General features: G+C 34.6%; 24 protein-coding genes and 1 tRNA gene. 17 read left to right on the top strand and 8 right to left on the bottom strand.

What is annotated here, in order from left to right:
• The first annotated feature begins 23 nt into the window (after positions 1-23).
• Positions 24-473 (top strand): tRNA adenosine(34) deaminase TadA, encoded by a 450-nt coding sequence (gene tadA / locus CRN91_RS03020; protein ID WP_114114970.1) that lies wholly within the window; start codon positions 24-26, stop codon positions 471-473.
• A 36-nt stretch (positions 474-509) separates the two neighbouring features.
• Here the strand turns inward: tadA and fabG are convergent, their stop codons facing one another.
• The 4 genes from fabG to rplU all read right to left on the bottom strand — a co-directional run bounded on the left by fabG (position 510) and on the right by rplU (position 2835).
• A complete protein-coding gene (fabG, locus tag CRN91_RS03015) occupies positions 510-1250 on the bottom strand; it encodes a 3-oxoacyl-ACP reductase FabG (RefSeq protein WP_114114969.1) in 741 nt (246 codons plus the stop codon).
• Positions 1243-2178 (bottom strand): ACP S-malonyltransferase, encoded by a 936-nt coding sequence (gene fabD, locus CRN91_RS03010; protein ID WP_114114968.1) that lies wholly within the window; start codon positions 2176-2178, stop codon positions 1243-1245. Before fabD ends, fabG begins: the two co-directional genes overlap by 8 nt.
• Positions 2179-2255: 77 nt before the next feature.
• The gene (gene rpmA, locus CRN91_RS03005) at positions 2256-2513 is read right to left on the bottom strand and encodes a 50S ribosomal protein L27 (protein WP_114114967.1); all 258 of its coding nucleotides are present in this window, start codon (positions 2511-2513) and stop codon (positions 2256-2258) included.
• 10 nt (positions 2514-2523) lie between these two features.
• The gene (gene rplU / locus CRN91_RS03000) at positions 2524-2835 is read right to left on the bottom strand and encodes a 50S ribosomal protein L21 (protein ID WP_114114966.1); all 312 of its coding nucleotides are present in this window, start codon (positions 2833-2835) and stop codon (positions 2524-2526) included.
• A gap of 118 nt (positions 2836-2953) precedes the next feature.
• On the opposite strand from rplU, the gene CRN91_RS02995 reads away from it, so the two are divergent.
• The gene (locus CRN91_RS02995; protein WP_114114965.1) at positions 2954-3442 is read left to right on the top strand and encodes a peptidylprolyl isomerase; all 489 of its coding nucleotides are present in this window, start codon (positions 2954-2956) and stop codon (positions 3440-3442) included.
• Positions 3443-3478: 36 nt separating this feature from the next.
• The gene (locus CRN91_RS02990; RefSeq protein WP_114114964.1) at positions 3479-4186 is read left to right on the top strand and encodes a UDP-2,3-diacylglucosamine diphosphatase; all 708 of its coding nucleotides are present in this window, start codon (positions 3479-3481) and stop codon (positions 4184-4186) included.
• Here CRN91_RS02990 and CRN91_RS02985 read toward each other — a convergent pair.
• The 3 genes from CRN91_RS02985 to CRN91_RS02975 form a co-directional block, all read right to left on the bottom strand.
• A complete protein-coding gene (locus CRN91_RS02985) occupies positions 4163-5974 on the bottom strand; it encodes a ribonuclease catalytic domain-containing protein (protein WP_114114963.1) in 1812 nt (603 codons plus the stop codon). The genes CRN91_RS02990 and CRN91_RS02985 overlap by 24 nt on opposite strands.
• Positions 5975-6035: 61 nt before the next feature.
• On the bottom strand, positions 6036-6689 hold the full coding sequence (locus CRN91_RS02980) for an inner membrane-spanning protein YciB (RefSeq protein ID WP_114114962.1): 654 nt from the start codon (positions 6687-6689) through the stop codon (positions 6036-6038).
• Entirely contained in the window at positions 6689-6901 is a 213-nt protein-coding gene (locus CRN91_RS02975) for a PP0621 family protein (RefSeq protein WP_254424964.1), read from the bottom strand. Before CRN91_RS02975 ends, CRN91_RS02980 begins: the two co-directional genes overlap by 1 nt.
• Positions 6902-7071: 170 nt before the next feature.
• Between CRN91_RS02975 and CRN91_RS02970 the strand changes: the two genes are divergently transcribed.
• Both CRN91_RS02970 and CRN91_RS02965 read left to right on the top strand, forming a co-directional pair.
• On the top strand, positions 7072-7989 hold the full coding sequence (locus CRN91_RS02970; protein WP_114114960.1) for an alpha/beta fold hydrolase: 918 nt from the start codon (positions 7072-7074) through the stop codon (positions 7987-7989).
• An 83-nt stretch (positions 7990-8072) separates the two neighbouring features.
• Positions 8073-8160 (top strand) — tRNA-Leu (locus CRN91_RS02965).
• Between the two features lie 10 nt (positions 8161-8170).
• On the opposite strand, the gene CRN91_RS02960 is transcribed toward CRN91_RS02965, so the two are convergent.
• Entirely contained in the window at positions 8171-9592 is a 1422-nt protein-coding gene (locus CRN91_RS02960; RefSeq protein ID WP_114114959.1) for an FAD-binding oxidoreductase, read from the bottom strand.
• 318 nt (positions 9593-9910) lie between these two features.
• On the opposite strand from CRN91_RS02960, the gene CRN91_RS02955 reads away from it, so the two are divergent.
• The 12 genes from CRN91_RS02955 (at position 9911) to CRN91_RS02900 (ending at position 21568) form a co-directional block, all read left to right on the top strand.
• Positions 9911-10999: an ABC transporter ATP-binding protein gene (locus tag CRN91_RS02955; protein WP_114114958.1), complete on the top strand. Its 1089-nt coding sequence runs from the start codon at positions 9911-9913 to the stop codon at positions 10997-10999.
• A gap of 28 nt (positions 11000-11027) precedes the next feature.
• Positions 11028-12113, top strand: coding sequence for an extracellular solute-binding protein (locus tag CRN91_RS02950; RefSeq protein WP_114114957.1), 1086 nt, complete (start codon positions 11028-11030; stop codon positions 12111-12113).
• A gap of 122 nt (positions 12114-12235) precedes the next feature.
• Positions 12236-13630, top strand: coding sequence for an ABC transporter permease (locus tag CRN91_RS02945; protein WP_020024753.1), 1395 nt, complete (start codon positions 12236-12238; stop codon positions 13628-13630).
• Between the two features lie 2 nt (positions 13631-13632).
• Positions 13633-14538, top strand: a complete 906-nt coding sequence (locus tag CRN91_RS02940; protein ID WP_020028499.1) for an ABC transporter permease — start codon at positions 13633-13635, stop codon at positions 14536-14538.
• Positions 14539-14589: 51 nt separating this feature from the next.
• Positions 14590-15774, top strand: coding sequence for an MFS transporter (locus CRN91_RS02935; RefSeq protein ID WP_114114956.1), 1185 nt, complete (start codon positions 14590-14592; stop codon positions 15772-15774).
• Positions 15775-15847: 73 nt separating this feature from the next.
• Positions 15848-16255, top strand: coding sequence for a RidA family protein (locus tag CRN91_RS02930; protein ID WP_114114955.1), 408 nt, complete (start codon positions 15848-15850; stop codon positions 16253-16255).
• Between the two features lie 3 nt (positions 16256-16258).
• A complete protein-coding gene (recG, locus tag CRN91_RS02925) occupies positions 16259-18325 on the top strand; it encodes an ATP-dependent DNA helicase RecG (RefSeq protein ID WP_114116055.1) in 2067 nt (688 codons plus the stop codon).
• Between the two features lie 49 nt (positions 18326-18374).
• On the top strand, positions 18375-18851 hold the full coding sequence (locus tag CRN91_RS02920; RefSeq protein WP_114114954.1) for a chorismate--pyruvate lyase family protein: 477 nt from the start codon (positions 18375-18377) through the stop codon (positions 18849-18851).
• On the top strand, positions 18844-19557 hold the full coding sequence (gene cmoA / locus CRN91_RS02915) for a carboxy-S-adenosyl-L-methionine synthase CmoA (protein ID WP_114114953.1): 714 nt from the start codon (positions 18844-18846) through the stop codon (positions 19555-19557). The genes CRN91_RS02920 and cmoA overlap by 8 nt, the downstream gene beginning before the upstream one ends.
• Before the next feature lie 30 nt (positions 19558-19587).
• Positions 19588-20172 (top strand): aminodeoxychorismate/anthranilate synthase component II, encoded by a 585-nt coding sequence (locus tag CRN91_RS02910; RefSeq protein WP_114114952.1) that lies wholly within the window; start codon positions 19588-19590, stop codon positions 20170-20172.
• Positions 20172-20588, top strand: coding sequence for a rhodanese-like domain-containing protein (locus CRN91_RS02905; protein ID WP_254424963.1), 417 nt, complete (start codon positions 20172-20174; stop codon positions 20586-20588). The genes CRN91_RS02910 and CRN91_RS02905 overlap by 1 nt, the downstream gene beginning before the upstream one ends.
• Positions 20589-20593: 5 nt before the next feature.
• Positions 20594-21568 (top strand): NAD(P)H-dependent glycerol-3-phosphate dehydrogenase, encoded by a 975-nt coding sequence (locus CRN91_RS02900; RefSeq protein ID WP_114114951.1) that lies wholly within the window; start codon positions 20594-20596, stop codon positions 21566-21568.
• Positions 21569-21589 lie beyond the last annotated feature (21 nt).

Here is a 21589-nt window from a genome sequence, read left to right as displayed (position 1 = left end):
TAACTCTTTGTTAAAATTAACCTATGAATGAAGATGAAAAATGGATGACTCTTGCAGTCGAACAAGCCAAAAAAGCTGAAGAGCATGGTGAGGTTCCGGTAGGAGCAGTCTTAGTTAAAGACGGGCTTCTTGTTGCAAAAGCCCACAACCAACCGATATCAACAAATGACCCAACGGCTCATGCTGAAATTCAATTGTTAAGGATTGCAGGAAAAAAACTAGCAAACTATCGACTAACTAACACCTCACTGTATGTAACACTAGAGCCATGTGCAATGTGTTTTGGAGCGATGGTACATGCCAGAATTGATCGTATTGTCTATGGAGCTCATGACCCCAAAACAGGAGTCTGCGGATCATCCACAGATTTAAGAAACTTAAATTGTTTTAAACATCAAATTAATATTACTGGAGGTATCTTACAACATGATTGTAGTCAGATACTTCATACATTTTTTAAATTACGAAGATAATTTTTTAACTTATAAGAAAAACTATCTTTGAATTTATTAAACTGTATACATGCCTCCGTTAACATGCAATGTTTGGGCCGTAATATACGAACCGCTCTCACTAGCAAGAAACAATACCGACTGAGCTATTTCGTCAACTGTTCCTAATCTGGCCATAGGGATCTGAGAGGCTAGTGCTACTTTTTGGTCTTCGGGAAGCTTGTCAGTCATATCTGTTTGTATAAAGCCAGGGGCTATTGCATTAACGGTAATACCTCTAACGCCAACTTCTCTCGCCAACGATTTAGTAAAGCCCATAATCCCAGCCTTTGCAGCAGCATAGTTTGACTGGCCTGCGTTCCCCATAGCGCCGACAACTGAAGTAATAGAGATAATTCGTCCAGACCTTTTTTTAATCATACCCCTTAGCACAGCCTTTGACATCCTATAGACAGAAGAAAGGTTGGTATTTATAATATCATCCCACTCATCCTCTTTCATTCGAACTAAGATATTGTCTCTCGTAATTCCAGCATTATTAACCAAAATATCTACAGATCCGTATTCTGCAGTGATACTCTTTAATAGCTCAGAAATTTGGTCATTATCGGTTACATTAAGCATCATGCCTTTACCAAGGATATTGTTTTCAGAAAATATTTTAGATATCTTATTGGCGCCCTCTTCACTCGTTGCCGTTCCAATAACTGTAGCACCAGATTTACCTAAAGTCAAAGCTATCGCTTGGCCTATACCCCTACTTGCGCCAGTAACTAATACTAATTTTTCGTTAAGCATTTGATATCTCCTCAATTGTAGATCTTAATGAAGTTGTGTCTATTATAGCCGAACCACTCAAAGACTTATCAATGCGCCTTGTAAGACCAGCCAATACTTTCCCAGGGCCAGCATCAATTAACTTTTCTACGCCTGATTCTTTCATTTTTTGAACTGTTGATGTCCAAAGAACTGGCTTATAAAGCTGTTCAACTAATTTTGATTTTATCTCATCAATATTACTTGAATAATCTGCATCAACATTATGGAGGACTTTTTCACTCCCCATTTGAAAATTAATATTATCAACCGAGTACTTATATTCCTTTGCGGCGTCTTTCATGAGTGAGCAGTGTGATGGAACGCTTACCGGGAGAACCAATGCCCTTTTTGCTCCAGCCTCTTTCATTAACTCACATGCATGAGCTACTGCGTCTTTTTCTCCCGCAATAACTACTTGACCTGGTGAGTTAAAGTTCACAGCTTCAACAACCCCTTTATCGCTAGCTTTAAGGCATATCTCAATCACTCTTGTATCACCAAGTCCGAGTATAGCGGCCATAGAACCTGAGCCGCTTGGCACTGCCACTTGCATGAGTTCAGCCCTTTTTCTCACTAATTGAACCGCATCAAAAAAACTTAAAGAACCAGAAGCCACAAGCGCCGTATATTCACCTAGGCTGTGCCCAGCAATAGAGATAGGCGATAAATTAACTTCGCTTGCTAAAACTCTATATGTTGCATAGCCGGCTGCCAGCATTACTGGCTGAGTGATCTCAGTAAGGTTTAATAGTTCTTGATCCTCATTAACAATCTTCCATAGATCTAAATTGATTGCGTCACTTGCCTCTTGAAAAATCTCATTAACAACTGAGAAATTACTTCGAAGATTAGACATCATGCCTTGAGATTGAGAGCCTTGCCCTGGAAAAACGATTGAATATTTCATATAAATACTAATTATAAATGAGATTAATAATAAAAAAGCGCCAGAAGGCGCTTTTTAAAATATATATAGATAGATTACTAAGCTGTCTGGATTGAAACGTATTGACGATTGAATTTACCCTTCTTTTCAAACTGTACTTTTCCGTCCGCAACTGCAAACAAAGTATCGTCTTTACCTTTCTTAACGTTAGTCCCTGGATGAAATTTAGTTCCTCTCTGACGTACAAGGATATTACCAGCTAATACTACTTGACCGCCAAAACGCTTTACACCGAGTCTTTTAGATACGGAATCTCTTCCATTATTAGTACTACCGCCTGCTTTTTTATGTGCCATAGATTACCCCTTATGCCTTAATTTTATCAATTTGAATTTCAGTAAATAACTGACGATGTCCTTGTTGTTTCATTGAGTGCTTGCGTCTTCTAAATTTTAAAATATGTACTTTTTTACCTTTACCTTGAGAAACTACTTTAGCTTCAACACTTGCCTTAGCAACAAGTGGAGAACCAACTTGAACTTTATCTCCATCGGCAACCATTAGTACCTCATCAAAGGTTACTTTCTTCCCAGGCTCAACTTCAAGCTTCTCAACCTTAAGGGTTTCACCCTCAGAAACTCTGTATTGTTTTCCACCTGTTTTAATAACTGCGTACATAACAAATCCTAATGTGATTGTTAAAAAGTGTTGAATTATACTTGAACGTTGCTCTTAATGAAAGAAGTGTTAATGAAATAAGTTATAATTCTCTCTTTTAAATAGACCGAGATTAAACATGATTATTTTAGAAACAAATATGGGTGAAATTCACATTACTGTCGATGCTGAAAGAGCGCCAATTACTGCAAAAAACTTCACTGATTATGTGGAAGATGGTTTTTTTGATGGAACCATCTTCCATAGGGTAATTCCTGGCTTTATGGTGCAAGGCGGGGGCATGACTGAAGACATGCAGCAAAAACCCACGAAAGCAAATATTGAAAATGAAGCTAAAAATGGCCTAAAGAACGTTAAGTATAGTCTTGCAATGGCAAGAACTATGGCTCCTCACTCTGCAAGCTCTCAATTTTTCATTAATGTAAATGACAATCAATTTCTAGATTTTCCTGGACAGGATAGTTGGGGTTACTGTGTATTTGGTGAGGTTGTTGCTGGTCAAGACGTTGTTGATAAAATTGAAAAAGTTGAGACAATCAATCTTGGTGGTCACTCTGATGTTCCTGGAGAAGCTGTTATTATTAATAAAGCCTTTATTAAAATGTAATTTTTTCAAGCTGGATATTTATTTAAAATAATAAAAATGTTATCAACATTAATAATCTCTGATCTGCACCTCACAGATGTTGAGGAAGACAAAATTATTTTTTTTAGTAAGTTTTGTGAAAATCATGCATCAAAAGTTGACCAGTTATTTATTTTAGGAGATTTATTTAACACTTGGATTGGAGATGATGTCTCAATTAAAAGTTATAAAGCAATTATTTCTTCGTTAAAAAAATTAACGAAACAAACAAAAGTATATGTAATGGTTGGAAATCGTGATTTTCTTCTTTCACAAAAATTTGAAGCTGAAACTGATTGTAAAATAATCAAAGAACCATATGAACTTGATCACAATTCAAAGAAATACCTTCTTATTCATGGAGATAGTCTTTGTACAGATGACATAAACTACCAAAAATTAAAAACAGTTCTGAGAAACCCAATAATTAAATTTATCTTTCTTAATTTACCAAAGAGTTTCCGACTGAAGTTAACAGGTCAACTTCGTAAGAGAAGTATTGAGGCACAAAGCTATAAATCTGTGAAAATTATGGATGTGAATCAATTAGCTGTGAATAACTTAATGGAAAAATATCAGGGCTTTGATTTAATTCATGGACATACTCATATGCAAAATACCCACTCTATGGATCACTTTACTAGATATGTCTTAGGCGATTGGAGGCACAATAAAGGGAATGGGATTAAATTAAGTGATGATCTAGAGTGGCTTGAATTCAATTAATCTTTCTGAAAGATTAATTGAACTTACCTTTAATTTAACTTCATCATCAAGCTCAATTTTTGATTTAAATTTAATTTGAGACATCATTGCTAGTTTTGGAATAATAACTAAAGCTTTATCTCCTCTAATCTCAACAATAATTCCCTCACCATTCCAATCTTTATTTTGCTTCAAATATAAGCATTTAAAATGCTCAATACTTTGACGCGTTGCTTTATTGACCTTAGACATCACCACATTTACTGATTTTATTCTCGCCTTTATTTTTAAGTCATCTAAAGTTGGTAAATTATTAATAAATCTAAATAACTGTTGCTGAACAACCATATCAAGATAACGCCTCATTGGGCTAGTTACCCTAATATATGAAGACAAACCAAGCCCAGCATGTAAACTTGGCCCTGTTGAAATTTTAGATCTATTAAAACTTCTACTTGCTTGATAAGCTTTAGCAGCGCTTAAATTAGCTTTATTATTAATTATTTCATCACTAAAATTACCAACTTCTTGAGATAAATAAGGCATTGCAATATTATTTTCAATTGAAAATTGTGCAATTACTCTCCCAGCTATAACCATCATTTCTGAGACTAATTCTCTGCTTTTACTCCTAACTTGAGGCATAACCTTTACTAAACCATTTTTAAGTCTAATATCAACATTTGGAAGATCTAACTTGATTGCACCATTAGAATCTCTATAGGCTTTATGAGAAATGGTAATTTCATTTAATTTAGATAATACTTTATTTTCATTTAGCTCAATATCAGCATTATCATAACTAATTTTAGTAACTTTAATATTACTAAAACAAACTTTAATATCAGTTATATCACAATTATGAATTTTAAAACCAATCGAAAGAGCTTCAGAGATTTCACTTTGACCTAACGAGCAAATTGAAGCTAAATTTGAAGGAAGCATATGAAAAATTTGATCAGGAAGATATAAATTTGATGCCCTTTTCTGCGCAAAGATATCAAGTTCACTTTCAATATCAACCCTATTTGCAACATCTGCAATATGAATCCAGACTCTATCTCCCTCAATACTTATTGCATCATCAGCATCACTCGAATCACTGTTATCAATTGCTAAGGAAATTAAGTGTGTTAAGTCCTCTCTAACAAATTCATTATTCTTAAAATCCATCTCATCATCAATATAAATTTTATGGCGTTCAGGATATGGATTAGTCAACTCAGACCAATATTTAATTTTTAAAAGTAATTGATGGGCATTTTCTGGATTATTATCAATTAATAATGCACTTAAAACTTTAGTATGTTTTGATTGATTAAGTGCCACCTGCTCAATTTCTTTTATCCAAGGAAGATCATCATTTTTAAAGGTGTTTTTCTTTAAATTATCAACGCATTGTTCTAAACTTATTTTCTCGATAGCCTTATCATTTCTTTGCTTTTCAATAACCGTTATCTGATCAAGAGACCTCAACATTATTGAATCTTTACTCCAATAAAAATAAAGACTATCCTCAGCCATCAAATGAACACACCAAGCATTCTGACAAGTAAAGTCCTCAAAAAGCCATTCAGTAACTTCTTTAAGAGAGAGGGAGTCAACTTCAAGATCATTCAAAATACTCGTATCAGGATTCACAAACTGGTTAGTAACATTTGAAAATTCTGGATGAATAAAATAAAAATCTTTTTCACGAACCTTTTGAGAGCCTCCGTCAGAAAAACTGATTTCATATTTATGAGTAGTTGAGGCAATAATCTTTGCCGGCTTCCCTTTATATGCAACAAGAGCACCTATATTAGACAAAATCTACTCCAAATGTTAAGAGGGTTAATGATTTAATATACAATTGAATGAGATAAAGAATTTAAGTCTGTTTTTCTTTAATATTTTTACTAATTAGCAAAACCGTAATTACTATTAAAACTAATGTCAAACCAAGAGTGCCAAACAATTTGAAATTTACCCAGGTTGATTCTGATTTTTGGGCTATTAAACAAAGATTCTTAACTAAAACCTGAGAGCAATCAAAATTGCTCAAATCTATTTTTGGGTCAAGAGCTATTCCACTATCAAAAAATTGTTGTCTTGTTGATAATGCAATATTAACGAAGTATGCATTTATGATTGCAATAGCAATAAAACCAAAACTCCAAAACCAAGTCAAGCGAACCCAAATAGCCCTTGGAAGTTCAAGCTCCTTTCCCATCATTCTCTCTAGTAACGTTTTACTACCGACAAAGTTACTACCAATTAAAGCGAGAGCAAATATTACGTATAGAACACTAACCTTCCACATTACAAATGCTGGATCCCTCAAGGCAATACTGATACCTCCAAAGACTATTAATAAAATAAAAGTAAGAACTTGCGAAGTTACAAACTTTCCTGTGGACAATCTTGCATACATCAACTGCACAAAGGTAGCTGCAATCATTGCATAAATAGCTGAATATAGGCCAAAGTATTTATAAATAACAAAGAACAGAATAATAGGTCCAAAATCAAATAGGAATTTCATTATTCTTGCTCCGAATGCTCTTTCGAGCAAAAAGTTTTACCATTTTTAATAACTACGTCTGACTCAGGAATATGGGTATCACAAACAGAACATAAAACTATTTTTTCGCCTGACTTGGTATTCATAGTTTGACTAGTCCCTGGATTTAAAATTTTTTTAAAAAGCGCAAAACCTACCCACCCAAGAAGCATTACTAATACTAATTTAATCAAAGGAATCACCTCGAAATTTTGAACTCATTAAAAGATAAATTTTACATAAATAATTTATCTTTCTGCATCAAAGCTTTAATTACATCATTAATAATTTTTATTTATTATTATTTACTAAATGAGCTACTATATTATTAAAAAGAAGTTTAAGTAATAAATTTATTAATTTTATGCAAAGAGAGAGTTATGAGAGCCCTACTGGTTCACAAATTAATTTGTACAGCCTATTACCAGCAAATGATATAAGGGGTGTAGTTCATGTTACTCATGGCATGGCAGAACACTCTTTACGTTATTCTCGATTTGCATTGGAATTAAATGCCGCTGGATTTGCTTTTTTCACACATGATATGAGAGGGCATGGAAAAACAGTCGCAAGTGATGCACCTCAGGGTGTATTTGCTAAATCTGATGGCTTTAATATGGTTCTAAAAGACCAAAATGAGATTATAAATCTTATTAAAGATAGACTTCCAAATAAACCAATAATTTGCTTTGGACACTCTTTAGGCTCAATCATTAATTTAAACTATGCGTTAAAGTATCCAAATCAGTTGAATGCATTAGCATGCTGGAATAGTGGAATTGAAACTGGACCTCTACCTAAACTATCAAGATTAATATTAGCTATAGAAGGTTTTCTTCGAAATCAAAACCTTCCAAGTCTTATAGCCTGGAAACTCTCTTTTGAAGCTTGGAATCTTAAGTTTAAGCCAAATCGTACTAAATATGACTGGCTATCTCAGGATGAAAAAGAGGTTGATTTGTACGTTGATGATCCCCTTTGTGGCTTTGAAGTATCAATATCAATGTGGCGAGATGTCTTAGATGGTGTTTTTTATGCAGGAAATAAAAATAACTTAAAAAAATTACCAAAGAATCTTCCAGTTCATATTATAGGTGGGTCTGATGATCCATGCACTATAAATGGAAGTGACATGGAAAAACTAGCATTAAAACTTAAAAATAATGGACTCTCAGATGTGACTTGCAAAATTTTAGAAAGAACACGTCATGAAAGTCTAAATGAAATTAACCGTGATAAAACTACAGAACAATTTATTAAATGGCTTAAAGATAGATTTTAATAATTCTTAAGTTTTTAATAATAAGGAATTTATAAAAAAATTATAATCCATAGTATATAATTTCCCGTTCTTAATTCCTCTTCGCCCGGATGGTGAAATTGGTAGACACACAGGACTTAAAATCCTGCGGCTTTAACGGCCGTGCCGGTTCGATTCCGGCTCCGGGCACCATAAAAAATATTTAAATAACTTTTCCTGGGTTCATAATATTATTCGGGTCAAGTGATTTTTTGATAACTCTCATCAATCCTATTTCAGTATTAGAACTATAATCTCTAAGCTCTTGTTTCTTTGCTAAGCCAATTCCATGCTCAGCACTAAAGCTACCATCCAATTTTTCTAAAATATCGTATACAGATTTTTTAATTTTAGACTTCATATCTAAAAAATTAGCTTCAGACATATCTTCAGGCTTAATTAAATAGTAATGAATATTTCCATCACCAATATGCCCAAATATAATCGAACTTGAGTTCTTACATATTTCGTTGCAAACTTTCTTTGATTCACTTATTAGTTTTGGCAATAAGGAAATTGGAACTGATATATCAAAAACAATGTATTTACCAATATTTTTTAAAACTACAGGTAATGTTTCTCTTAAGCTCCAAAATTGTGCTGATTGAGTTTCATTAGAAGCTACTATTGCGTCATTTACATTTTTATCCTCTATTGCTAAAGCAATTGAATTTTCCAATAATAGATTGAGGTCAGAATTTTTTTGACTTGATGAAAGCTCAACTAATACATAGTGTTCATATTTTTTATCAAAAATATCTTTTATGCCTTCTTTATTAATTAGCGCATCAATACATGCTCTATCAAAATATTCAAAGGCGTTTATAGTATCCCCAGTTTGCTCTCTTAGTTTAGCCAAAAGCTTAATTGATGATTCTAAATTAGTAGTTGCTACAATTGACGTCACCTTATTTATAGGAACTGGAAAAAGCTTAATAACTGCTTTAGTTATGATACCAAGGGTTCCCTCACTACCAAGAAAAAGTTGTTTTAGGTCATAACCTGCATTGTCTTTTCTTAGACGTCTTAAACTCGACATAATAGAGCCATCAGCTAATACTACCTCCAAACCTAGAACAAGCTCTTTCGCATTTCCATAATTTAAGACAGCAGTTCCACCAGCATTAGTAGATAAATTTCCACCAATTTGACAAGACCCTTCAGCAGCTAGACTAAGTGGGAATAATCGCTCTTGTTTTAAAGCAGCATCTTGAACTTCAGATAAAATACATCCAGCTTCAAGTGTCATTGTGAAATTAATTGTATCAATATCTAAAATTTTGTTCATTTTCTCAAGACTCAGAACGACTTCTAGTCCTGATTCACTAGGAATACTGCCACCAACTAAACCAGTATTTCCACCTTGGGGAACAACACCTATATTGTATTCATTACATAGCGTCAATATTTCTGAAATAATTTGGGTATTAAGTGGCTTTAAAATCAAAGGTGATAGTCCTTTATACTGCTTACGCCAATCAATCAAATAAGATTCCATTTTTAAAACATCATCTATATAGTTATTTTCTCCAACAATACTTTTTAATTGAGAAATAATATTATCAAGGTCTTTAGATTCATTCATATAATTAATAGTTTTTTTATAAAAACATTATTTTCAATTTTATACAAGAGAGGCTTCAACTGCTTTTTTAATAAGAAATTTAACTAAGTCATAATATGATATTTTATATTTCGCAATATGAACATTAGAAACACCAAAACAAGACTATATGGTATATTTCAATTTGAATTAAACGTACTATAGTAATTTTAAGTCCAATTTAAACTCTTTAATTTTTATATTAATGTTATTTAAATTCTAAGATTTTTTTCTATAGAAACAAATAAAAGAGTGGTTTTAAGCCATTTTTTGAAATTTATTTTTTAAAAAAGTTAATTTATGAGTGAATCGGAACCACTAGTAAAATTTGAAAAAGTACAAAAAAGTTATGATGGTGAAATTCTTGTTGTAAAAGATTTCAACTTAGATGTTGCTCCTGGTGAGTTTGTTACGATGCTAGGTCCTTCAGGCTCAGGTAAAACGACATGTTTAATGATGCTTGCTGGTTTTGAACCGACAACAAATGGTACAATCTATCTCAAAGGTAGTCCAATAAATAATGTTCCACCACATAAGCGTGGTATTGGTATGGTGTTTCAGAACTATGCATTATTCCCACATATGACAGTTGCAGAGAATCTAGCATTCCCTCTGGAAGTTCGTAAATTTGGTAAAACTGAAAGAGAGGCAAAAGTTAAGCGCGCTCTTGATATGGTTCAACTTGGAGATTTTGGAAATAGAAGGCCTATGCAATTATCTGGTGGTCAACAACAAAGAGTTGCTGTAGCCAGATCTCTTGTCTTTGATCCTGACTTAGTTTTAATGGATGAGCCCCTTGGTGCTCTTGATAAAAATCTACGAGAGCAAATGCAATATGAAATTAAACATCTACACGAGAGTCTTGGATTAACTGTTGTCTATGTAACCCATGACCAAACAGAAGCACTAACAATGTCTAATCGAATTGCAGTATTTGATGATGGTGTAGTTCTTCAATGCTCCTCTCCAGAAGATCTTTATGAGAAACCTGAAAATGCATTCGTTGCAAACTTTATTGGAGAAAACAACCGCCTAATGGGGACTGTTGAAGCAATCAAAGCTGGAAAAGCTACTGTAAAAACTGATTCAGGTGATATTGTTATTGCAACTCAGGTGAATGTTAATAAGGTTGGTGATCGTGCCACACTTTCATTACGACCAGAACGCATAATAGTTAAACCTTCAAAAGGTAAAACACCAAACACATATTCTGCTAAGGTAGAGGAGTTGATCTACCATGGCGACCATATTCGCACCCGCTTTAGTGTGTGTGGACACGACGATTTTATCGTCAAAATTCCAAACTCAATCGATAATGTTGACCTTAAACAAGGCAAGCAAGTAGATATTGGTTGGATGTCGGAAGACTGTCTAGCTCTTGATGGATAGAGTATAGATTTAACTTTAGGAGAAATATATGAAAAATGTAATAACAAAAACTCTGGTAGCTAGTGCTATTTCAACAGCAATGTTGGCTGGTGCTGTGCAAGCAGATGTAACTTTAGTTTCTTGGGGTGGTGGCTATTCAGCTTCACAACAAAAAGCTTATGTTGATACTTACTCAAGTGGTAATGTAAATATGATCAGTTACAATGGTGGCTTGGGTGAGGTTCGTGCACAAGTTGAATCAGGTAACGTTCAATGGGATATTGTTGACGTACTAGCATCTGATGCTCGTATTGGTTGTGATGAAGGTCTTTTTGAAGAGCTAGATCGTAGCATGTTCCTACCTTCGCCTACTGGAGTATCGATGGATGATGATACAATGGTCCCTGTTCCAAATGATTGCGTAGTTCCGCAAATTTGGTGGTCATACGTACCTTTCCATAAGGCTGATGCATTCTCAGGTGATCAACCAGCAACTATGGCAGACTTCTTTGACGTAGAAAAGTTCCCAGGCAAGCGTGGTATCCACACTTGGGCTAGTGCAATAACAGAGATGGCATTGTATGCTGACGGTGTTGCTATTGAGGATATCTATGATGTACTAGGTACTCAAGCAGGACAAGATCGTGCTTTTGCTAAACTTGATACAATCAAAGATCATGTAGTATTTTGGTCTGCAGGTTCAAAGCCACTTGATTTAGTTAATTCTGGTGAAGTTTCAATGTCACTAGCTTATAACGGTCGTATCGGTGGTGCTGTACTAAATGATGGTGCAGATTACGTTACTGTATGGGATGGACAAGTGCTTGAAGAGGAATGGTTAGTTCTTCTTAAAGGTGCTCCAAACCGAGCTGCAGCTATGCACTTTTTAGTACATGCTTCTAGTTCACAGGCACAAGCAGATCAAGCTAAATGGATTAACTATGGTCCTATGCGTACATCTGGTCTTGATATTATGGAAGCAGGTGAGCCATGGTTCAATACTGGTGTAAGCATTATGGAACACATGCCTAATACTCCTGAGCATATGGCTGGTGGTATTCTTGCAAATCCTGATTTCTGGGCAGATAGTGGTCAAGCAATAAATGATCGTTATGCAGCTTGGATGGCTCAATAAGTAGCTAACCTAAAACGAGCTTATTTATTTAATCTCGTTTAAAAAAACAGGTCGGTATTACTACTGACCTGTTTTTTATTTTTTTTACCTTAGACTAAAATTTTATAAATATAGGTTTTTTTATGAGTGATACTTCCACAATAAATTCTCAGGGACAATTACTGACGAATGATGGGGTACCTCTTAAAGATAGCCTTAGAAAATCCTTACGTCGAACGAAAATTCGTTCTTTTCTATTAATTCTAGCACCACTATCATTCTTATTATTTATGTTCGTAGCCCCTATAGGTTCGCTACTATCTAGGAGTATTGATGACATCAAAATTAATGAAGCATTCCCACAGACATTTGCTCAGTATGAAGAATGGGAAGATAAATCCCAACTCCCTAGTGAAGAAATGTTTGCTGCAGTTATTAACGATATTAGAACAACAATAAAAATCCAAGATAGTGAAGGTAATGTCATTGGTAAAAATTTACTTGGAAGATCAGGAACTCGAATGACTTATGAGTATTCTGGATGGAAAAGTTTAATAAATAAAACAGTTAAAGAAGCTCTAAAGGTTGATAAAAAATCAAAGGAGGAAGTTAAACCTTTTAAGTGGGAAGCACCCTTCAAAGAAAAGATGATAAAAAGAGATAAGCGCTGGGCTAAAGTTGAATTCTGGCAGTCACTAGGCCCCATGAAAGATCCTTACACAATGGGCTATTATCTCAATGCTGTTGACCTAAGGTATGACGCTAATAAAAATATCGTTCAAAAGGCCGAGTATTTAAAAATTTATAATACGATTTGGCTCAGAACCCTCAAAGTAAGCTTGATGGTAACGCTTTTTTGTTTACTGCTCGCCTACCCAGTTGCGTATTTACTTGCGACACTGCCAATGAGAACCTCAAACCTACTAATGATATGTGTGTTGATGCCTTTTTGGACATCACTTTTAGTAAGAATTGTTGCTTGGATGATTATGCTTCAGCAAAATGGTGTTGTGAATGACACCCTTATCAATATTCTGCCTTGCTTTGAGGGGATGGTAAACCTACCATTTTTTGGTGCTACCAATATTGATCTTTGTTTTAGTGATGAAGATCGTATACCCATGATGTATAACTTTACTGGAACTATTATTGTAATGACACAAGTACTTCTGCCATTTATGATTTTGCCAATCTATAGCGTCATGAAGGGAATTCCTCCAAGCTATATGAAGGCAGCGCAAAATCTTGGGGCTACACCAACATGGGCCTTTATACGTGTTTATATGCCACAATCTGTTCCAGGTATTGGCGCAGGCTGCATATTAGTATTTATTGTGGCAATTGGTTACTATATAACACCAGAACTAGTAGGTGGAAAAGACGGAATAATGATTGGTAACTTTGTTGCGCGTGAGATGCAAAGGACATTGAATTGGGGTCTTGCTGCTGCAATGGGAGCTATCCTCCTAACTGCAGTACTGATTCTGTATTGGGCCTATGACAGACTTATTGGCCTTGATAATTTAAAAATGGGTTGACGATGAAATTTCCTACTTATACAACACCTCGAGAAAAACTTTGGTTCTATACCTATAGGGTTTTTTGTGGTCTTGTCTTATTTTTCTTAGTTGCACCACTCATTGTTGTTATTCCACTATCCTTTAATAATTCAGTTTTCCTTCAATTCACTTCTGAAATGAAATTCTTTAGCTTTGAGACTTGGTCCTTTAACTTTGATGGTTATGGAACTCGCTGGTATAAAGAGCTATTTGGAATTTGTTCTGCTAATTCAGGAACAACCGTCTGTACAGATAGATGGATGATTGGCTTTAAAAATAGTGCTATCATTGCAATTTTTGCAACCTTCTTCGCTAGTGTTTTAGGGACCTTAGCGGCCCTTGGTTTATCCAATAGACACATGCCTTTTAATCGAGTAATAATGGCGCTCATGATTTCTCCAATGATCGTCCCACTTATTATTACTGCTGCTGGAATGTTTTTCTTTTTTGCTAAGGTAAACCTTGTGGCAACATTAACAGGCCTGATTATTGCTCATACTATTTTAGGAATACCATTTGTTGTAATAACAGTTACAGCTTCACTATCTGGATTTGATAACAACCTACTTCGCGCTGCATCAAGCTTAGGGGGTTCACCGTTAAGAAATTTTTTCAAAATTCAGGCCCCACTTATTGCTCCTGGAGTAATTGCAGGTGGGCTATTTGCATTTATTACGTCTTTTGATGAGGTGGTTATTGTGCTCTTTGTAGGTGGACCTGATCAGTACACTCTTCCAAGACAGATGTGGTCTGGAATTCGCAATGAGATAAGCCCAACCATTCTTGCTGCAGCTACTATTCTTGTAATTTTCTCTATTGTCTTACTTTCCACTCTTGAAATTCTACGCCGTCGATCAGAAAAAATTCGCGGCATTACCCCTCATTAAGTGTATCTTTAATTTAGTTAGATAATTCACATTTAATGTATATTTTCATAAATGAATGCTCAAGACATCATTAATAAAAAGGGAAGAATACTTGCTTTAATCGCCTGCCTTTTAATTACCTTTGTTATGGGAAGTATCCATGCATTTAGTACTCTAATTGAAGGGATTGAACTGCAAACGAATGTAGGCCGAATGTCCTCAAGCCTAATTTATTCAACTGCACTAGTAAATGGCACACTAGCAGTTTATGTTGGTCATATTCTCTATCGTAAATTTTCAACAGTTAAGTTAATTTCATTAATGGCTATTTTACCCATGGTTGGCCTATTTTTTTCAAATTCAGGGACCTGGATTGGGTGGCTAATTGGATATGGTATTTTTTTTGGATTTTCGAGTGGTGTAGGTTATGGACTCTCACTGCATATTGCATCTTCAGTAACTGATAAAAATAAGCTGGGATTCACACTCGGTCTAGTGACCGCTTCTTATGCATTTGGTGCTGTTATTTTTTCAGTTTTTTTTCCAATTTTCTTTAAATATTTTGGATTTGAAAATGGATACATGATTGGCATAGGATCAATTTCTATTGTTGTAATTATTGCCTTATTCTTATTCATGTCTTCCAGAGTGAAACTAAAAAAAGGTGAAGTTATTTCAAATAAAAAAAATTCTACAAGTCCAAAAATTCTAAAACTTTGGTTTGGTTATTTTTTAGGAGTTTTTGCTGGTCTAATGACAATTGCACATGCTGTTCCATTGATTATCTCTTTTGGAGGATCAGTTGGACTTTCAATTACTACTATATCAATAATGTCACTTGGAAGTGGAATCGCAGGATTATGTGCTGGTTGGCTTGTAGATCAATTTGGATGTAAGCGTCCACTTTTAGTGATTCTCATTATTAATTCTATTGCTATCTTTAGTCTAGCAATGATGACAAGTGTAAGTTTACTATTTATCTTGTTAGTTCTCATTGCATCACTGTATGGAGCAATTATTGCAATATACCCAACACTAGTTAACCATCTTGTTGGAAATGATTTATCAGCTAAGGTTTATGGAAGGGTCTTTACTGCTTGGGGTGCTGCAGGACTAATAGCGCCCTCTCTAGCTGGATGGCTATTTGATCAATATAATAATTACAATGCCTCCTTACTTTTTTCATTAATTTTATCTATTATTGCTGGATTAGTGATTTGGAATATTAAATACGATGTTATTAGATCTAAGCAATAACAATTAAAGAGTTCTCCAAAGAAACAACGATCCAGAATATAATAAAACGTATTTATTACTTCAAACTATCATCATGAAAAAGAACATTATTTCAACTGAAAAAGCTCCAGCAGCTATTGGTATATATTCTCAAGCTGTAGCTGTTACTGGAGGTGCAACAATCTATCTATCAGGTCAAATCCCGCTCGTTCCTGAAACTATGGAGGTTATTGAAGGTGGTATTGAAGAGCAGATTCATCAGGTTTTTAAGAACTTAACTGCTATGTGTGAGGCATCTAAAGGTACCGTTAGTGATATTGTTAAACTTAACATCTTTTTGACTGACCTAAGTAATTTTGCTGTCTTAAATGAAATCATGGCAACTTACTTTACCGAGCCCTACCCTGCAAGAGCAGCAATTGGTGTAAGTGCTCTCCCAAAAGGTGTTGGTGTTGAAATGGATGGTGTTATGGTAATCAATTCAGATTCATACAGTTTCTAATTGATGGCATCTCTCTCTGATCCAATCATTTCGATTAGTGGGTTAGGACAGAAAACTTCTGATAGATTAAATCAGCTTGGAATTCATACCCTTGAGCATTTAATTTTTCATCTTCCAAGTCGTTATCAGGATAAAACTACTATCACTCAGCTTTCGGATGCTAAGATTAGTGATGAGTCTCTAATTGAGGCATCAATAGATAGAATTGAAGTTATACCTTCAAGACATAGACAGTTACTCTGTTATCTATCTGACAATCAAAACCACAGAATTCTTTTGAGATTTTTTCACTTCAACCAATACCAAAAACAAGCTTTTGTTCGTGGTGAAACTATTCAATGCTTTGGTGAAATAAAGGTTGGTAGAGAAGGCTTAGAGATGCACCATCCAGAATATCGACTTATAACACAAGAGCAAAAGCCACTTCTGGAATCAACCTTATCACCCATATATCCTCTTTGCTCTGGAGTAACGCAAGCCAAAATGAAGAAATGGGTTAATGAAGCCTTAGAGGCTCTTAATTCCTCAATAATAGATGATTATTTTGAAAAAATAATAAACAATACAATGCCGAGTTTAAAGGATTCTTTATTCTTGCTCCATCACCCCAAACAAGGGGAAGATTTATCAAAAATAGAGTCTTTTACTCATATCTCGCAACAAAGATTAATTATTGAAGAGCTTGCAACGCATCAATTAAGTCTTCTAAAAATTAAGAGTGCCAGAAAATCTAAAAAAACCACTGAATTCACAATAAATCATTCTTTAAGTGATAAGCTTTTAAAGTCATTAGATTTTCAATTGACTAAGGCTCAAAATCGATCAATTGAAGAAATAAATAAAGACATTGCATCTTCAAACCCAATGCTTAGATTACTTCAAGGTGATGTTGGCTCTGGCAAAACAATAGTTGCAGTATTTGCCCTCCTTCAAGCAGTTGAAAATAATTTTCAAACAGCTGTAATGGCTCCTACAGAGATATTAGCTCGTCAACATCTCCAAAGCTTCTCTATTTATCTTAATCCATTAGGTATAAAGGTTGCCTTTCTCTCTGGATCTCAAAATGCTCAAGAAAGAATAGAGCAATTAAGTCTTATAGAAAATGGTGAAGCTCAAGTTATCATTGGGACTCATGCACTCTTCCAGGAAAAAGTTTCATTTAATAATTTAGCTCTAGTAATAATTGATGAACAACATAAGTTTGGGGTCCATCAACGCTTGTCTCTTTCTCAGAAAGCAAAAATTACTCCACATCAGTTAGTTATGACTGCCACTCCAATTCCTCGCTCTTTAACTATGAGTGCATATGCAGATCTAGATACTTCAATTATTGATGAACTCCCTCCTGGTCGCCAAGCTATTGAAACTGTTGCATTAAGTAATACTCGAAGAGATGAATTAATAAAAAAAATCAAAATAATATCTAATGAAGGTCGTCAAATCTATTGGGTTTGCACTTTAATAGAGGAATCAGAAGCTCTAAGAGCAGAATCAGCTGAAAAAACTTTTACTTATCTTTCATCAAACCTAGAGGATTTAAATGTTGTTATGATTCATGGAAGATTAAATAAGTCTGAAAAGGAAGTTATTATGAAAGACTTTTCAGAAAAGCGTATTGATTTATTAGTTGCAACGACTGTCATTGAAGTAGGTGTTAATGTTCCTAATGCTAGTCTTATGATTGTGGAAAATGCAGAGAGATTAGGATTAGCCCAACTCCATCAGTTAAGGGGTCGGGTTGGCAGAGGTGCAGAAAAAAGTGCTTGTATATTAATGTATCAATCACCTCTTAGTCAAACTGCCAAACAAAGGTTGGATATACTTCGACAAAGTAATGATGGCTTTCTAATTGCTCAAAAAGATTTAGAATTAAGGGGACCTGGTGAGATTTTAGGAACTCAGCAAACTGGAATTGCTTCCATGAAGATTGCGAACATTGTTAGAGATTCTTATTTGCTAAAGCAGGCTGGATATTACTCATCAAAAATGCTTACTGCCAGTTTAGATAATCAAAATGCACTGATTGACCGCTGGATAGATGAAGAAAAAACCCACTATTTCAATGCGTAATAATCTCTAAATTTCAATAGTCATAAAGACTCTTGTAAAATGGACCTCTATGTTTGACCCTAACAAATTTAATTGGCGAATTTTTAACCCTGATGAAGGTGTTCCAGAGCATGTCTGTCAATGGTTGTTAGATAGTCAATCACTTACTGCAAAATTAAGAGATAAATATATTGACTTTAAGGTTAATGTTCTCTCTCAACAAAAAGACAAACCTTTTGATTGTGAGTTAAAGTCACTTGGCTCAGTAAGTCACAAAACAATCTTTGTTAGAGAGGTTGAGTTAATAGGCTCAAATGCTCCTGTAGTATTTGCCCGCTCAGTAATTCCTCATACGGATGATACTAATATAATTTTAAAAATTGGCTCTAGGCCACTGGGTGAAATCCTATTTAATGATCCAAATATAAAACGAGGACAGCTAGAAGTTGGTGAGTTTAATAATATATGGGCGCGACGCTCCACTTTTTCAATTGGTATAACAAATTTATTAGTAACTGAGATTTTTTTGGAGACACTTTATGCGTGATAAATTATTTAACGATGATATTGATATTGCTGACTTTCGTTTTGATGATAGTGTTGTAAAAGTTTTTGATGATATGGTTAAACGCTCTGTTCCTGGTTACGAGTCAATGATACAAATGGTAGGTCTGGTTGCTCGGATGCATGGAAAAGATAATACTAACTATTATGATTTAGGATCCTCAACTGGAGCAATAACTCTGGCAATCGCACTTAACAGTAATCATAAAAATAATCAATTTATTGCCATTGATAATTCACCAGAAATGGTTAATGAGTGTCAAAAGAATTTATCTAGCAAAATAAAAAATCTAAAAGTTATCTGTAGTGATGTTAATGATATTGAAATAGAAAATGCATCGATTGTTGTTCTCAACCTAACTCTTCAATTTATTGATATTAATGCAAGAGCTAAACTTATAGAAAGAATATACAACGGATTAAATCCTGGAGGTGTTCTAATAATTAGTGAAAAAATCCATTTTGATGATAAACAAAGTCAAGATCAAATTACTAAACTTCACCTAGATTTTAAAAGAGCAAACGGCTATAGCGAATTAGAAATCGCCAATAAAAGACAAGCAATTGAAAATGTCCTTGTTACTGAGACTAAAAAAGACCACATAGATCGTCTAAAAAAGTGTGGATTTATTGAGACCAATTGCTACTTTCAGTGCCTTAACTTTGTTTCATTTTTATCTGTAAAATAAATATAGTTATCAGCTTTAAATAGGGTTTTTATGCTACTAATGATCGATAATTATGATTCATTTACTTACAACTTGGTTCAATATTTTGGTGAACTTGGTCAGGAAGTTAACATCTATCGTAATGATGAAATCTCAGTTAGTGAAATTGAGACTTTAAAACCTCAATACATTGTTATTTCTCCGGGTCCATGCACTCCAAATGAGGCTGGTATATCTCTAGAGTTAATTGAAAAATTAGCTGGAAGCATTCCAATATTAGGCGTATGTCTGGGCTTTCAAGCAATTGTTCAATCTTTTGGTGGAGATATAATTGGTGCTCAAAAAATAATGCATGGTAAAGTTTCTCCAGTTCATCACACTGCACAAGGTGTTTTTAAAGGTTTAAAAAATCCTCTTAATGCAACTCGCTATCATTCTCTAGTGGCAGACAAACTATCATTGCCAGATTGTTTTGAGATAACCGCTTGGACCAATACTGAATCGGGGGATACAGAAGAAATAATGGGTGTTAGACATAATTCGTATGCTGTTGAAGGTGTGCAATTTCATCCAGAATCAATACTTACAGAACATGGACATCAAATGCTAAATACTTTTTTACAGGACAATAAATAATGATGGAATTAATTGAATTTTTACAGGGTGAACTCCTTCTTACTGGAACACTTTTTGCCCTTATTGCTTTACTTATAGTTAACATCTATGGTGAGAAATTTAAAAAATATGTGGTTGTTGATACTAATAGTGCTGTCTCTCTAATGGATGATGATGAATTAATAGTTTTAGATGTTCGCAATGAAAAAGAGCGATCTTCAGGATTTATCAATGATGATATTAATATTCCAATGGGAGAAGTTAAAAGCAAACTAGACACTCTAGATAAAGAAAAAAATATCCTTGTCTATTGTAAAAATGGTACTCGATCTGATCATATTGCCAGCTTACTTTGTAAAAATGAATTCAAAAATGTCCACCATCTTAAAGGTGGCTTTAACGCCTGGCTTAAAGCTGAACTTCCAATAAAAAAATAAATAATATGAAAAATTCCCTAACTATTATTGGAGCTGGCGCATGGGGAAGCGCACTAGCAATTGCTCTAAGTAATAAATTTGATCAAATATTTCTCATTACCAAAAATACAACTGCAATAGATAGCCTTGCTAACCAGCATTGGGCTTTAAGTATTCCTTTTGGTAAAAATATTTCATTAACTGATAACTTTAATGTTATTGATAAATCAAGTGCTGTTTTAATAGCAACTCCAAGCTCTTCATTTAATAGTGTCCTAGACAGTATTTTGCCTTACCTTAATATGAAGCCGATTGCATGGGCAACTAAAGGGCTTGATCCACATACAGGAGGACTGCTGCATGAAACGTTTTCTCAAAAATTACCCAATTACCATCCCTGCATAATTTCAGGACCAACTTTTGCAGCTGAAATTGCAGAGAGGAAACCAGCAGCAATAGTGGTTGCCTCTATGGATGAGGGTACCAGAGAGTTATGGGCAAATATTATTCAAACCAAAACATTACGCGCCTACACAAATCCTGATATCGTTGGAGTTCAAGTTGGTGGCTCAGTAAAAAATATTCTCGCTATTGCAGCAGGCATTGCCAATGGACTTGGTTTTGGAGCAAATACTCAAGCTGCTCTTATTACTAGGGGCTTGGCAGAAATGACTAGGCTTGGAGTTGCCCTGGGTGCAGAAAAGATTACTTTCCAAGGACTCTCTGGAATGGGTGATTTAATTCTGACTTGTTCAGATGATTTATCAAGGAATCGACGCTTTGGTAAAGAACTTGCGAATAATGTAAATGCTGAAGAAGCATTGAAAAATATAAATGCTACCGTTGAGGGCTTTAGTGCCCTAAAGTTAGTCATTGATATTGCTAATCAATTAAAAATTGAGATGCCGATATGTGAACAAGTGATGCTAGTGACACAAGGAATAAAGACCCCTATAGATGCTGTTAATGAACTCTTACTTAGAAAAACAAATCAAGAATAACACCTTTCAAATAATTTATTT

It is taken from the genome of Candidatus Thioglobus sp. NP1 (assembly GCF_003326015.1).
Taxonomy (GTDB): Bacteria; Pseudomonadota; Gammaproteobacteria; order PS1; family Pseudothioglobaceae; genus Pseudothioglobus; species Pseudothioglobus singularis_A.
This window is presented reverse-complemented; position numbering and strand designations above follow the sequence as displayed.